General features: G+C 55.4%; 17 protein-coding genes. 14 read left to right on the top strand and 3 right to left on the bottom strand.

The annotated features are described in order from the left end of the window. Positions 1-125: 125 nt before the first annotated feature. Positions 126-323 carry a 2-hydroxymuconate tautomerase gene (locus BLR63_RS07245; RefSeq protein ID WP_010562990.1) on the top strand — a complete coding sequence of 66 codons (198 nt, stop codon included), beginning with the start codon at positions 126-128 and terminating at the stop codon, positions 321-323. An 83-nt stretch (positions 324-406) separates the two neighbouring features. Beyond that, positions 407-1351 (top strand): SphA family protein, encoded by a 945-nt coding sequence (locus BLR63_RS07240; RefSeq protein ID WP_231998143.1) that lies wholly within the window; start codon positions 407-409, stop codon positions 1349-1351. 143 nt (positions 1352-1494) lie between these two features. Here the strand turns inward: BLR63_RS07240 and BLR63_RS07235 are convergent, their stop codons facing one another. After that, on the bottom strand, positions 1495-2397 hold the full coding sequence (locus BLR63_RS07235) for a LysR substrate-binding domain-containing protein (protein WP_010562992.1): 903 nt from the start codon (positions 2395-2397) through the stop codon (positions 1495-1497). A gap of 148 nt (positions 2398-2545) precedes the next feature. Between BLR63_RS07235 and BLR63_RS07230 the strand changes: the two genes are divergently transcribed. From BLR63_RS07230 to BLR63_RS07185, 10 genes are all read left to right on the top strand, one after another. Continuing rightward, positions 2546-3331, top strand: coding sequence for a fumarylacetoacetate hydrolase family protein (locus BLR63_RS07230; protein WP_010562993.1), 786 nt, complete (start codon positions 2546-2548; stop codon positions 3329-3331). Positions 3332-3344: 13 nt separating this feature from the next. Next, complete coding sequence (gene dmpH, locus BLR63_RS07225) at positions 3345-4133, top strand: 2-oxo-3-hexenedioate decarboxylase (protein ID WP_010562994.1); 789 nt, start codon at positions 3345-3347, stop codon at positions 4131-4133. 18 nt (positions 4134-4151) lie between these two features. Continuing rightward, positions 4152-4343, top strand: a complete 192-nt coding sequence (locus tag BLR63_RS07220) for a tautomerase family protein (RefSeq protein WP_010562995.1) — start codon at positions 4152-4154, stop codon at positions 4341-4343. A gap of 45 nt (positions 4344-4388) precedes the next feature. Beyond that, positions 4389-5336, top strand: a complete 948-nt coding sequence (locus BLR63_RS07215) for an acetaldehyde dehydrogenase (acetylating) (RefSeq protein WP_010562996.1) — start codon at positions 4389-4391, stop codon at positions 5334-5336. Then, positions 5336-5632 (top strand): 2Fe-2S iron-sulfur cluster-binding protein, encoded by a 297-nt coding sequence (locus BLR63_RS07210; protein ID WP_010562997.1) that lies wholly within the window; start codon positions 5336-5338, stop codon positions 5630-5632. The genes BLR63_RS07215 and BLR63_RS07210 overlap by 1 nt, the downstream gene beginning before the upstream one ends. A gap of 49 nt (positions 5633-5681) precedes the next feature. Next, a complete protein-coding gene (locus BLR63_RS07205; RefSeq protein WP_010562998.1) occupies positions 5682-6605 on the top strand; it encodes a catechol 2,3-dioxygenase in 924 nt (307 codons plus the stop codon). Between the two features lie 31 nt (positions 6606-6636). Beyond that, entirely contained in the window at positions 6637-7650 is a 1014-nt protein-coding gene (dmpG, locus tag BLR63_RS07200) for a 4-hydroxy-2-oxovalerate aldolase (RefSeq protein ID WP_010562999.1), read from the top strand. A gap of 20 nt (positions 7651-7670) precedes the next feature. Next, positions 7671-8795 (top strand): hypothetical protein, encoded by a 1125-nt coding sequence (locus BLR63_RS07195; RefSeq protein ID WP_010563000.1) that lies wholly within the window; start codon positions 7671-7673, stop codon positions 8793-8795. A gap of 92 nt (positions 8796-8887) precedes the next feature. Then, positions 8888-9775: a SphA family protein gene (locus BLR63_RS07190; RefSeq protein WP_010563001.1), complete on the top strand. Its 888-nt coding sequence runs from the start codon at positions 8888-8890 to the stop codon at positions 9773-9775. A 382-nt stretch (positions 9776-10157) separates the two neighbouring features. After that, positions 10158-10976, top strand: coding sequence for a hypothetical protein (locus tag BLR63_RS07185; protein ID WP_050901313.1), 819 nt, complete (start codon positions 10158-10160; stop codon positions 10974-10976). 444 nt (positions 10977-11420) lie between these two features. Here BLR63_RS07185 and BLR63_RS07180 read toward each other — a convergent pair whose 3' ends face one another. Further along, positions 11421-11621, bottom strand: a complete 201-nt coding sequence (locus BLR63_RS07180; RefSeq protein WP_010563003.1) for a hypothetical protein — start codon at positions 11619-11621, stop codon at positions 11421-11423. A 113-nt stretch (positions 11622-11734) separates the two neighbouring features. On the opposite strand from BLR63_RS07180, the gene BLR63_RS07175 reads away from it, so the two are divergent. Together BLR63_RS07175 and BLR63_RS07170 are read left to right on the top strand one after the other, a co-directional pair. Beyond that, positions 11735-12025: a type II toxin-antitoxin system ParD family antitoxin gene (locus BLR63_RS07175; protein ID WP_010563004.1), complete on the top strand. Its 291-nt coding sequence runs from the start codon at positions 11735-11737 to the stop codon at positions 12023-12025. Between the two features lie 2 nt (positions 12026-12027). Beyond that, the gene (locus BLR63_RS07170; RefSeq protein WP_010563005.1) at positions 12028-12384 is read left to right on the top strand and encodes a type II toxin-antitoxin system RelE/ParE family toxin; all 357 of its coding nucleotides are present in this window, start codon (positions 12028-12030) and stop codon (positions 12382-12384) included. 409 nt (positions 12385-12793) lie between these two features. Here the strand turns inward: BLR63_RS07170 and BLR63_RS07165 are convergent, their stop codons facing one another. Further along, positions 12794-13687, bottom strand: coding sequence for a DMT family transporter (locus BLR63_RS07165; protein ID WP_010563006.1), 894 nt, complete (start codon positions 13685-13687; stop codon positions 12794-12796). Positions 13688-13691: the final 4 nt, after the last annotated feature.

Below are 13691 nucleotides of genomic sequence, written 5' to 3'. Positions count from 1 at the left end.
TCGGGGCAAGGTTTCAGGGCTCGTCCGTAGCTCAAAAAACAATCACTACTGCCGCGATGCGCTGATTTATCACAAAGGATCGGTGCCACTCAATCAACGCGTCGGGACTTACACAGGAAAATCCCATGCCCATTATCACTATCAATCTTTTAGAAGGCCGCACCGATGAGCAGAAAGAGCGGCTGATCCATGAAGTCACAGAGGCTTGTCACCGAGCTATTGATGCGCCTCGGGATTCAGTGAGGATCATCATTACCGATATGTGCAAACAGCATTACGGTGTCGGTGGCATCTCTAAATTGAAGTCGCAAAGTCAGCAATAGCAAACCGTTCCTTTATCTGCTTGCACCACAGAGACCCCGTAAAACATTACTCTGCGATTCTTTATGACATAACGGAAATTTCTATGCCCACTAATAAAAACAATATGAAAACATCTAAAACAACAGCGTGGATCAACATTCTTGGAGGGTTGCTCTGTGTAAGTCTTGGCGTGCTTGCCGCGGGACTTTCTGGCAATGCGCAGGCCACTGAGAGTGGCGGCTCCAGCTATCCAATGGGTGTTGAAAACTACATGAGTGGAGCCATGCCTCCGCCAGGATTCTACGCCATTGTTTACGCTAGCCATTACGACGCGGACTCTTTACGCGGTAACGATGGGGCAAAACTTCCGGTCGACTTTCGAGTGCGGGCCAGCTCTATTGATCCGCGTTTCATATGGGTGAGTGATCAGCAGATACTGGGTGGTTCCCTGGCATTTCATACCATCATGCCATTGGTTGACCTCAAGGTAGACGTCAATGGCCAGTCGCAAAGCAAGCAAGGGTTGGGCGATATGACGTTCGGGACGGCGCTTGGCTATCATATGAGCGATAAGCTACAAGCCATCGTAGCCCTCGATGTTATGGCGCCGACGGGTGAATACGATCGCCACGACATCGCCAATATCGGTCGCAACTACTGGGATATCCAACCCGTCTTGGCATTATCGTATATCGATCCCGAGGGTTTGAATGCCGATGCGAAAATCATGTATGACTTCAATCTGAAAAATCACGCTACCGATTACACATCAGGTCAGGAGTTTCACGTCGACTATTCTATAGGTTGGGGGCTTGGCAATAGTTGGGTAGTGGGTGTGGGTGGCTATATCTATCAACAAACAACGGATGATCGGCAGAACGGTGAGCGTGTCGAAAATAATAAGGGCCATGCGCTCGCCATTGGTCCATCGATCAAATATACCAACCGCAAAGGTTGGTTTATAACGGCGAAATGGCAACAGGAGTCCAACGTAAAAAATCGTGCGGAAGGCGATGCATATTGGCTGAAACTGACAATGCCGTTTTGAAGTTGGCCTGCAAATACAATGTCTCACGAACCGCTTGATACCATTGAATAAAAGCCTTGGATCGGGACAGGTGCGGCGATCCATGGCTTTCGGCGACAGTAGCTCAAAGACGTTATCTCTGAACAGCACAACTTCATTGTAGATCAGACCTGGCTATCTGTCTCACCAATAAACTCCCGTATCGTCTGCAGAAAAGCCTGCAGAACGGGTGATTTGTCACCTTTGCGATACAAGCAAATCAATTCGATCGAGGAGTCTCCCCGACATTTCAGCGGCCTATACACCACGCCAGGCAAACGCAAGTTTTTCGCCGCGTTAGGTACAATGCTCAACCCTCCCCCGGCGGCCACCAACGCGATACTGGTGGTCACGTCTGTGACTTCCTGGGCAACCACGGGCACCGCTCCATACTCGGAATACAACTTGCGTACCTGAACCATCAAGCTGCCCCGAACACCTCGCGGGTACAGGATCAAAGGCTCGTCCAGCACATCCCCTAATTCAACCTCCTTTCGTTTTGCCAGCGGATGCGTGGCCGGAATCGCGATGATCAGGGGTTCCGTTCGTACCCGTTCCTGTTCGATATCCGGCTCTGCCGGGACCAATCGATTGAAACCGATGGTGAGGCGGCGTTCGCGCAATGCCTGGATCTGGGCATCTTTGTCCATGGGGTGCAGCGAGACATTCACATTGGGATAAATCGTAGAAAACCGGTGCAGGACTTGGGGGATCAAATCCAGGATCGCCGAACCGAATATCCCCACACTCAGATTCCCCCTCTGGCCCACTGACAACATGCGCGACTCATCCGCCGCATGCTGCAACTGCTCCAGAATCCTGATCCCGTGCTCATAGAACGACTTGCCAGCGTCGGTGAGCGTCACCCGCTTAGAGTTCCTTTCCAGCAGCACTGCTGGGATAGCTTCTTCAAGCTGTTGGATCTGTCGACTCAACGCGGGTTGAGTGATATGCAATCGCTCAGCGGCGCGATTGAAGTTCAACTCTTCCGCAACGGCAATGAAGTAACGCAGCTGCCTGATTTCCATGGGGGTACCTGAGGGCTCGTCAACGATGCCTGATCGGCATCGGTTAGTAATTATATGGCATTGGACGGCATCGTCTAACTTTTACACCATGAGCTGCCTAAAGGTCTTGCGCATCAGGACCAGGACTAAACCAATAAAAGGCCTTCTTATGCAGCCCATGTTTATCGAGCAGTTAAGTGATGAGCTTTATCGCGCGCTCAAGGATAGCCAACCCATCGCCCCGCTCACCGAACGGGTCCCTAGCCTGACTTTGCAAGATGCTTACGCCATTCAAATGCGTGTGTTGGCGCATCGCGTCGAAATCGACGGCGAGCGCGTCATTGGCAAAAAAATCGGCGTGACCAGCCAGGTCGTCATGGACTTGCTAAAAGTCGATCAGCCGGATTTCGGCCACCTGACCAGCGCAATGCTGCGCGAAGACGGAGCGGCTATCGCGATCAATGAGTTGATCGCACCTAAGGCAGAGGGCGAAATTGCGTTCATCCTCAAACACGAGTTGGCCGGCCCGGGGGTTACCGTTGCAGATGTATTGCGGGCCACTGAATACGTAATGCCTTGCTTCGAGATCGTCGACTCACGTATCCGTGACTGGAAGATCCAGATTCAAGACACCGTGGCGGATAACGCCTCTTCAAGCCTGTTTATCCTTGGCGATTGCGCCGTCGACCCGCGTGAACTTGACCTCTCATTGGTGGGCATGACCCTTGAGCTCAACGGCGAGATCGTTTCGACGGGCGCTGGTGCTGCGGCGCTGGGCCACCCTGCGAATGCCGTAGCTTGGCTGGCCAATACGCTGGGCAAACTGGATATGACCCTTAAACCCGGCGAAGTGATTTTGTCCGGTTCGCTGGGCGCCATGGTTGCCATGAAAGCCGGTGACAATCTGCGTATGAGCATCGGCGGCATCGGCTCGGCCGGCGTACGTTTTATTTGAAGGGAAATGCCTGATGAACCTGACACAAGACGTTATCGAGCAACTGGCGGTGCACCTGGACGCAGCGGAAATGCAAAACCGAGCCGTCCATAAAATTACGGACGACTATCCCGAAATGGATTGGGAAGACGCCTACGCGATTCAGGACGCAATTCGTGCCCTTAAAATCGGCCGGGGCGTGCGGATTGCCGGCTTGAAAATGGGCCTGACTTCACACGCCAAGATGCGCCAGATGGGCGTTATCGACCCGATCCACGGTTTTATCACTGACTACGGCTCGGTTGCCGACGGCGGTGTTATCGAAACTGCCGGGCTGATTCACCCCAAGGTCGAAGCCGAAATTGCCTTTGTCACTCGCAAGCCCCTGCGTGGCCCAGGTTGCAACGTCGGCAGCGTCTTGGCAGCGACCGATTTCATTCTGCCTGCCGTCGAAGTCATCGACTCTCGCTACGAGAACTTCCGCTTCGATCTGAAAAGCGTGATCGCCGACAACACCTCGTCTGCACGCTACGTACTGGGAGGCCGCCATCGCAACGTGCAGGGACTGGACCTGAAAAACCTCGGCGTGGTGATGGAGAAAAACGGCGAGATCGTAGCCCTTGCCTCCGCCGCCGCCGTGCTGGGTAACCCCGCGCAAAGCGTCGCAATGCTCGCCAACATGCTGGGCGCCCAAGGACGTGAAATCCCCGCAGGCACCCTGATTTTGACCGGCGGCGCCACAGAAGCGATCGCAGTCCAGGCCGGAGACAACATCACTGTGCGCTATCAGCATTTGGGCTCCGTCTCAATGCGTTTCGTCTAACTCGTCTGGAGTAATGCTATGCCCATCATGCAAGTCCACCTGATCCAGGGTCGCAGCGAAGCACAGAAAGCGCGCCTGATCGAAGCACTGACACGCGCTGCAGTTGAGGCCCTGGACGCACCGATCGAATCGGTGCGCGTGATCATCAACGAAGTGCCCAATACCGACTTCGGTATTGCCGGTCAGACCGCCAAGCAACGCGGTCGCTAGCCAGTGCTGTACGCAAGACCAAAACAATAAGTGTCTGGGGTTCACATGAAGACGACAACAGCTCGTTGCAAAGTTGCAATCATCGGCTCGGGAAACATCGGCACCGACCTGATGATCAAGGTATTGCGCCACGGCGAACACATCGCCATGGGTGCAATGGTCGGTATCGACCCCGCTTCGGATGGCCTGGCTCGCGCCAAACGCATGGGCGTCGCCATTACCGCCGACGGCGTCGAGGGTTTGCTACAGCTACCCGAATTCAAAGATATTGGCATCGTGTTCGATGCTACGTCCGCACAGGCCCATGCGCACCACAACACCGTATTGCAGGCACACGGCATTCGAGTAATTGACCTCACACCCGCGGCCATCGGTCCTTACGTGATACCGGCAATCAATCTGGATGACGAACTGGAGGCCACCAACATCAATATGGTGACCTGCGGTGGCCAGGCGACCATACCGATAGTCAAGGCCATCTCCCAGGTGACCCAGGTGCATTACGCCGAAATCGTAGCTTCGATCTCCAGCCATTCGGCAGGCCCGGGCACACGGGCCAATATCGATGAGTTCACCGAAACCACAGCCAAAGCCATTGAAGTGCTGGGCGGTGCAACACGTGGCAAGGCAATCATCATCCTCAACCCGGCGGAGCCTCCACCCATCATGCGCGACAGCGTGTTTGTACTGTGTGACCCCGCCGACCGCGAAGCGATAACCGCCAGTGTCGAAGCAATGGTGGCCCGAGTACATGCATATGTGCCGGGTTATAGGCTCAAGCAGGCGGTACAGTTCGAGCAGATCGACACGCCGGTCAATGTGCCTGGCCTGGGCCTGACACGCGGATTGAAGGTCTCGGTGTTTCTCGAAGTGGAAGGTGCAGCGCATTACCTGCCCGCCTATGCAGGCAATCTGGACATCATGACCTCGGCAGCACTGGCCTGTGCCGAACGGTTGGCGGCAACCACGGCATTGCCTGGCAACCTGGACTGATGGGCGCGCGAACACACTGCATCCGCGAACGCGTAAGCGGCGAGGTGTTCCAGGTGCTGGACGGAGCCCCACTGTTGCGCGCCATGGAATTGGCAGGTTGCCGTGCCATTGCTGTGGGCTGTCGCGGTGGCGGCTGCGGAGTTTGCAAGGTGCGAATCCTGTCAGGGGACTACAAATGCGGGCGAATGAGCCGCCAACATATTGCTGACGGAGAACAGGAGCAAGGCTTCGTATTGGCGTGCCGCGTTATCCCCCAGAGCGATCTGGAAATCGAGCGATTGAAAGAACCTATATAGGCGCCCCTTCGGGCAGCCGAAAAAACAAATACAACAGACAGGTGAAATCATGAAAAAAGGCATATTGCGTCCTGGCCACGTGCAAATCCGTGTGCTGGACATGGAAGCCTCAGTCAAACATTACGTTGAACTGGTGGGGTTGATTCTGACCCACCGTGACAGCCAAGGCAGGGTTTACCTCAAGGGCTGGACAGAGGTGGAACGCTTTTCAGTGGTGCTGGTTGAAGCGGATAAACCGGGCATGGATTTCATGGGTTACAAGGTCATCGACGATCAGTCGCTGGTGCAGTTGACCCAAGACCTGCTGGCCTACGGCTGCCAGGTCGAACATATCCCTGCCGGCGAGCTGGATTTTTGCGGACGCCGCGTGCGTTTCTTCGGCCCCTCCGGGCACTGGTTCGAGCTGTATGCAGAGAAGGAATACACCGGCCGCTGGGGTATTGCCGAGAAGAATCCGGAAGCCTGGCCTCGCGGGCTCAAAGGCATGCGCGCCATGCGCTTCGACCATTGCCAACTGCACGGCGGCGACCTGCACCTGACCCGTGAACTGTTTATCGACGTCCTGGGTTTTCACCTTGCCGAACAGGTCGTCAACGAAGAGGGGCATGCCGTGGCCAACTTCCTCTCACTGTCGACCAAGGCCCATGACGTCGCATTCATCGAGGACGGGAACATCGGCGGATTCCACCATGCCTCGTTCCTGATCGACACCTGGGAAGGCCTGTTGCGCGCGGGAGACTTGATCTCCATGAGCGACACCTCGCTGGACTTTGGCCCAACCCGCCACGGTATCACTCATGGCCAGACCATTTACTTCTTCGACCCCTCGGGCAACCGAAACGAAGTATTTGCCGGCGGAGACTTCCACTACCCGGATCAGAAGCCCATCACCTGGGATGAAAAACACTTGGGCAAGGCGATTTTCTATCACAGCCGCGTACTCAACGAACGCTTCCTGACTGTGATGACCTGATCATTTATTCAGATGCTCAATGGGACCCCCAATGAACAAAAAACTCTATATCTCCGACGTGACCTTGCGCGATGGCAGCCACGCCGTGCGCCATCAGTACTCGATAAAGAATGTGCAGGACATCGCTCGCGAACTGGACAAGGCCCGAGTCGACAGCATTGAAGTCGCTCACGGCGACGGTCTGCAGGGCTCCAGTTTCAACTACGGCTTTGGCGCCCATAGCGATATTGAATGGATCGAGGCAGTGGCGGATGTTATCAGCCACGCCAAGATCGCAACGTTGCTGTTACCCGGCATTGGCACTACTCACGATCTCGACAACGCACACAAGGCAGGGGCCAGCATCGTTCGCGTAGCGACCCATTGCACAGAGGCCGATATCTCTCAGCAACACATCGAACATGCCCGCGGCCTGGGCATGGACACGGTGGGCTTCCTGATGATGAGTCATATGATCGAACCGGCTGCGTTCGCCCAGCAGGCGAAGAAGATGGAGCGGTATGGCGCGACTTGTATCTACGTCGTCGATTCTGGCGGAGCGATGAACATGCAGGATATTCGTGAGCGCTTCCGAGCCCTCAAGGACGTGCTCGAACCGACCACGCAAACCGGTATTCACGCGCACCACAACCTGAGTCTAGGGGTGGCCAACTCCATCGTCGCCGTGGAGGAAGGTTGCGACCGGATCGATGCCAGCCTGGCCGGCATGGGGGCCGGTGCGGGCAATGCACCACTGGAAGTATTTATCGCGGCGGCCGAGCGTCTGGGCTGGAACCATGGCACCGATCTGTACACGCTGATGGATGCCGCCGATGACATCGTGCGCCCGTTGCAAACCCGTCCCGTGCGGGTCGATCGGGAAACCCTGGCCCTAGGCTATGCCGGTGTGTACTCAAGCTTCTTGCGCCATGCCGAAGTCGCTGCCGAGCATTACGGACTCAAGACGTTGGACATTCTCGTCGAACTGGGCCGCCGGCAAATGGTCGGCGGCCAGGAAGACATGATTGTCGATGTCGCCCTCGACCTGCTGAAAAAAGCAGGCTGACCCTACCAGGAGCACTGAGCATGAATAATAAAAACAATAGCGTTACTCAGGACAACCCCACCCCACTGCGCCAGCCGAGCCGGGTTGCGCTAGCTCCGCTGGCGCGACAACCGGTGCTTGGCAGCCTCATGTTGCTGGTGGTCATGGCACTGTCACTGTTGATCATCGGTGGCTTCAAAGGTGATTTCTTCGCCAGTTGGGTGACCTTTGTGGTTGTCGTCGGCGTGCCCGTGGAGATCGTGCTGTCCATGCTCTGGCGCAGCCAATACCCTGGCTGGGTCGCGGCATTACCCCAGCCGGCCAAGGGGCTGGTAATGCTGGTTTTGACGCTGGCCGTGGCGTGTGCGGTCAGTGCGGTGATCTTCTATACCCAGGCCCAGCAAGTCGGGCCACCTACGCCCTTCACACTGATGTATGTGATCTTCTGCGTGCTGCTGACGTTCTGGTTCGTGATTGTCTGGCGCTGCTGGCCACTCTCGTCATTTACCGAGAATCCGGCGATCCTCGGCATCGGGACACTGCTGGTAGCTTATGGCCTGGGCTATCTGTTGTTCTGTGTGCTGTTCGATTTCTCCGCGATGGCCGAGGCGCCGTTCTACCTTGCAAGTCTTGACCCCCACGGTCTGTTCGCAGCGTTTGAAATACTGGCCTTTGCAGTCACCAGTGTGAGTGTCGTGTTTTCCGGCGTGCTGCTGGACTTCTGGCCACTGAACACTGCGACACTGGCACGCAAACCACGGTTGCTGGCGGTTGCCATCACCGTTCAGACGATGGCTGTGACTGCGCTGCTCTATTGGCTGGGCACTCGCGTGCTGGGAATCGAACCGGTGAAGTTCATGGTGCATGGCGCCATCGCCCTGCTGTTTGGCGCACTGGTACCGTTACTGATGTTTGAAGACCAGTTGTTTGAACACCGAACTCAACCCGTCAGGGGTTTGTTGCAACTGGGTATCGCCTGCCTGGCAGGTGCCGTTTTGCCACGCCTCTACTGGGCCCTGGGGCCGCTCCTAAGTGGGCCAATGAGCGAGGGCGCGCCCACTTATACCCACGAACTTTGGCTCGCCTCTGCGTTACTGGCCATGACCTTCCCGCTGCTGGTTGTGTCCAGTCAGTACTTTGATTTCTGGCCATTGCGCAAAGCCTGATCTCAACGCGTTCAACATCTTTCATTAACCACGGCTGCTCCTTACCGCTCGAGCGGCTGGGCGCTCTATTGCCTCGAATCCTGGATAACCACATGAATAACAAGAAACGGTTTTTCCTCATTGGCGTGTTGAGTTGCACGCTTGGCACTGCATGGGCCTCTGAACGGGGCGGCTCGTCCTACCCCATGGGTGCCGAGAACTACTTGTCCGGCGCCTTGCCGCCACCGGGCTGGTACGCACAGGTCTATAGCGAGCACTATGCCGCGAACGACCTGAAGAACAATGGCGGGCACTCTCAGGCCATTGACTTTCGCTTGCGTGCCAATGTCATCGCACCGCGAGTGGTATGGGTAACGCAACAGACAGTACTGGGAGGCGACTTGGCGTTCCAAGCTATCGCCCCGCTGGTCGACCTCACCGTAACCGTCAACGGCAACCGCGATCATCGCACCGGTCTAGGCGACATCATCTTCGGCCCTGCGCTGGGCTATCACTACAGCGACAAGTTTCATGCCGTCTACGCACTGGACATAATCGCGCCCACAGGTCAGTACGATAAAGATAACCAGGCCAATATCGGACGCAATTACTGGGCCGCAGAGCCCGTGGCAGCGTTCTCTTACATCGACCCCGTTGGTCCGAACATGGATATCAAATTGATGTATGACTTCAACGCGAAAAACCCCGCCACCCATTACCGTTCAGGCCAGGAAGCCCATGCTGATTACGACTTGGGCTGGGGCATGGGCAATGGCTGGGTCGTGGGCATTGGGGGGTATATCTATCACCAGGTCACAGACGACCGGCAAGACGGTGATCGCGTTACCGACAACAAGGGACGTGCCTTTGCCATTGGCCCTTCAATTAAATACAACAGCGCCTCGGGCTGGTTTGTAACCGCCAAGTGGCAGCAGGAAAGCGATGTGCGTAACAGGCCGGAGGGGAGTGCCTACTGGCTGAAATTGACTTATCCACTTTGACCAGGGAAATCACCTTCCGTCATCCATTTAGATTTCTTATAGAAGATAACTAGATCCTGGCGAGAAGACCGCAGAACCTGCAGCCAAGGGAAAGGGCTTCAGGCTTCTGCGGCATCCAACTATGCCGATGTCTTTGAGAGTTTATTGCGCTCGCAGCAGCCTGACACATATTACCTTATCGGGGACAAGTACCATATTGCAAATGTTGCTGATCAAGAGTAACAGCTACATCTAACTGAATCTTAATATCTCATAAATAGGATATCAATTTGCCGTCACGCAAAACCGAATCAAGGAACAGTCACCGCACGGATGCTCAGGCTAGTACGAGCCTTTAAAACGTACCTAGCGGTTCTGTTCCCTCAGACATGAGGAGGCTGCTATGTACACACCCCAAAGCTACAATCCAGTGACAAAAGTATTTTATCGTCCCATCGATGCTGCCATACGCTGGTGCAATCTTATGGCTCATGAATCTCAGATTCTTGAGTCCGCCTGGGATTGCCCCGCTCTGCTGTCCACGACCTTCCCCCAATGGCCATGCCTCCACATCAACACGGAAAAAATATTCGACGCGGTGCGCAACCATGAGCTTCCGTTTGGCTTTTTCGGTGTAACGGTTGCACCAGGAACATCCATCGACTACCGACTACTCACGGTCAGGCACATAGACCTCAAGTGGTGGATGTTTCATCATTATCCTGATCAGCGTCCGTCCTTCCTATTTGGGAAACTACCCGCTGAGAATGAGCAAATCAGCTTTGGTACTTACCTGACGTTGCGAGCTGATCGAGAGGCGCTTGAGGTAGAGCTCAAAGCGAGTAACGCAGCCCTCCGAGAGCTCCTTGAAGAACTCAAGAGCATCGGTTTGGAACGGGAAAGTTTACGTGCACTAGTTAAAGCACAAGGCAAGCTTAGCGAGCGCAGCGAAACCAGCTACAATTCACCGGGTGTCAGTCCAGTGTTTGTTATTGTTTATACATCCAGTGATGACTTCTCAAGCCTCTGCACCGAGTACGTCTCATACGTACAAAACTTGCAATATAAGGGGTTTGATATCGGCACGCCCGCCAGTCTGAATATGAAGCATATGAGTACACCTAAAGCTCAAGCTCGCTACTACGAGGAGGCACGATATATAAATGGTAGCAGAATCACTATTTATCATCAGCTTCTGAATCTCAGAATGGCTCCCCAGTAACGCTGGACATGTCAAAAGTCGGGCTCGCATCATCACTAATGCGAGCTCCTTTTCAATCCAATGCCATGCCCTTTCGTGCAGGCGTTTCTGCTGATGCTAGATTTTGGATTGACCGCTCATCACCTGACGCTGCTTCGTATTTTTTGAAGCCCCCCCTCCGTGAATGCTCAATTTCTCACTGCCGAGCGAGTAGGCATGCTTACCGAAAAACGTTCAGTGGCAATGGACATGAAACATCACATCGTCATAGTAGTGACGGCGCAGGCGACTTGGAGCTGGCAGCGCGACTCGGTAAGCGCCTGGGACGCATCGAACGGGCGCGGTACATTCAGCCGACGATTTAGCGAACACTTGCAAAGAAGTGACGAGCGTTGGAGCGTATCATAGACGTAGATTTCTGGACGAAATGGGTCACCCTCATGGGTGCGATGATCGCTGCCGGCACTAATTTTTGGGGTTGAAGCTGCAGATCCAAGGGACGCGGAACAGCTTGCCGGATATGCCGAAGCCATTCAGGAGCAATGCTTGAGTGTCGTCAGCCGCCGCGACCACCCTCTCGTCTTGGCTGACTACGGCTTTATCGATGCCAAAGTCAAGATGAAATCCATCGTCGCGGAAGCCGATGTGGATCCCGCGTTCGCTCATACCCCATACCACAGAGTTGGTCAGATTCAAATCTCAAACTATATGTCCGTCAGCAAAATGGCATAAAATGCCAATACTCGATAGAACTTGTTTGCCGAAGGCTGGAGCTCATTATGGCGACGCGAAACGTTGTGCTCACCCCTCACCAGGAACAGGTTATCCATGACCTTGTTCAGTCTGGCCGCTATCAGAATGCCAGCGAAGTGATGCGGGAAGGTTTGCGGCTATTGGAGCAGCGCGTCGCCGAAGACACTGCCAAAATTGAAGCCCTGCGTCAGGCGACCTCGATTGGCATCATGGATCTTGAACACGGGCGCTTTACTCAGGTGAACGAAGGGGATCTGGAGCACTACCTCGAGGGCTTGAGCCTGGAGGCAAAGATCCCGACGAAAGAGAAACACTGAGCATGTCGCAGTATCGGATTTCCGATGCGGCACGCACCGACATTATCGACATTCTCAGGCGCTCCCAGACGCAGTTCGGTGATCAAGCAAGGCAACGGTATCAAGCGCTGATCCTCGCGGCGCTGCAAGCGATTGCCTCCACGCCTTATCGCATTGGCAGCCACGAGCGCAATGAGCTTGCACCAGGCCTGCGCAGCTATCACCTCGTCTATTCGCGCCAGCAAGCTAAACATCCTCATGGAACGGTCAAAAGCCCACGCCACGTCGTATTTTATCGTGTAGCAAATGACGAGGTGATCGAGGTCGTCCGACTCCTTCATGACGCCATGGACGTGCAGTTGCACTTGCCTGATGACTGATCAGCGATCCAAGACACAGACATGACTGGCCAGGAACAACGAAGGTGAGACGCTCCCTCTAGCCCCCCCACTCTGCCAGCCAACTTATTTCAGGACAGGTGCTGAAAGATAGCCCGGGCAACTTCGAATAAGGATATCGACTCATCGAACCACCAAGGATTTGCCGGATTCGGATTGGTCATCCGGTATACGGGGGTGCACTGAATGCCAGCCATGGCCACCGAGGTCCGCGTCAGAAATCGCCATTCGCGATCGCTTGCACACTCAGTGCAACTGGGGGCATGACTGGGGGCATAAATCGATTTTTTCAAGATTAAAGTACTGTCCTAGAGCCCTGTCAAAATGTTCTTTGGCGATCCTGATAGTCTTTGATTCAAGCCATCTCAGTGGTGTGACATCGCGCCAGCCCCTAAGCCACTTCCTGACTTGCCGCGCGTCCCAGTGACCAACCGAAGTTCATGCCCGCAGCGGCCAGCAGGATCGCACTCGCGCCAATTACTTGCAGGGCGCTGAGCGGATGGGCGAAGGCAACCCAGTCGACCAGGATGGCGACGATCGGATAGATGAACGACAGTGCGCCAACCAGCGCCGTGGGGATTTTCTGGATGGCGCTGTACAACAGGGTCGACATGAGCCCGGTATGGACCACGCCGATGATGATCAGATAGGTCCAGGCGCCCTCGACCGTATCGACCCTGCCGAAATCCACGAACGGGGCCAGGACCAGCACGCCTACCACCATCTGGATCAGCACGATCAAGTGCGCGGGCAAGTCCTTGAGGCGCTTGGCGATCGCCGCCGCCACGGCGTAGAAGAAAGCCGAAGCCAGCGCGAGGCAGATGCCGAGCCAGTAGTCGGTGGCAGTGGACTGTCCACTGCCCTTTGCAGACACGATCAACATCAGCCCGGCGAAGGCCAAGAGCAGCCAGCCAACCTTTACGGCGTTGAGGCGCTCAGCGAACAACAACACACCCAGACCGACCAGCATGAACGGCTGAACGTGGTAGACCACAGTGGCAATGGCGATAGAGGAATGTTTGTAGGCACTGAACAGCAGCACCCAGTTGAGGATCAGCGCCACCCCGCCCAGGCATACCAGAATGAACTGTCGGGCGCTGATCACGGACCGACGCAGCACCCCAAGCACCAGGCACGTGACCAGCATCGCCAGGGCACCGAACAAACAACGCCAGAACACCACAGCCTCCGGGGCCTGCCCCGACATAATGACGAACCAGCCCACCGTGCCGGAGATAACCATGGCTGAGATCATCTCGAACGCCCCACGGGATTGCGACTTCATCACT

Origin of the sequence: Pseudomonas extremaustralis (assembly GCF_900102035.1) — a bacterium.
GTDB classification, from domain to species: domain Bacteria; phylum Pseudomonadota; class Gammaproteobacteria; order Pseudomonadales; family Pseudomonadaceae; genus Aquipseudomonas; species Aquipseudomonas extremaustralis.
Note: the sequence above shows the minus strand (reverse complement) of the source record. Positions and strands in the feature narration are given on the sequence as shown.